Annotated in this window: 1 protein-coding gene; it reads right to left on the bottom strand. The window is 70.2% G+C overall.

What is annotated here, in order from left to right:
- Positions 1-198 (bottom strand): hypothetical protein (locus HG543_RS54845; protein ID WP_211194826.1); only part of this gene is annotated, 198 nt, incomplete at its 3' end.
- Positions 199-477 lie beyond the last annotated feature (279 nt).

The raw sequence follows: 477 nt of genomic DNA, 5'->3' as shown, positions 1-477 counted from the left end.
GGGGATGGGGTCCTCGGAGGACCTGTCCGAGATGACGCTGCGCGAGTCGGCGGCGAAGCGGTCCGTGCGCGGCGACGGGCATGTGCGCGCCGAGGAATTGGCGAGGGCGGGGAGGATGTCGGTGGGCAGTTGCTTCCGGCGCCATGACAGCAATGCGGGCTGCGACCAGCAGGTGCGCCAGGAGGCCGAGGGCGACATCCGCCGAATCGCCTGGGGGACTTCGAGAGGGAGCTGGCGCGTCCGGAGAAGCACCTGGCGTGGTGCGCGCCGCGGAATCTCTTCCACTTCACCTTCGTGCACTGGCATCCGGACTCGCTGCGGCCGGAGGCGTTGGCCGGTCGGACACGTCAGTCGCCGCGGGAGGTGCTGGCGCGTGGAGAGCGAGTGGGGAGCGCTGACACCGGGAAGCGTGCGGGTGGGTGAGGGGCTCATCTGGGGAGAAAATCAATCCCATGGGCGGGTGCTCTGGACGGCGCC

This window comes from Pyxidicoccus fallax, from assembly GCF_012933655.1.
GTDB lineage: Bacteria > Myxococcota > Myxococcia > Myxococcales > Myxococcaceae > Myxococcus > Myxococcus fallax.
This window is presented reverse-complemented; position numbering and strand designations above follow the sequence as displayed.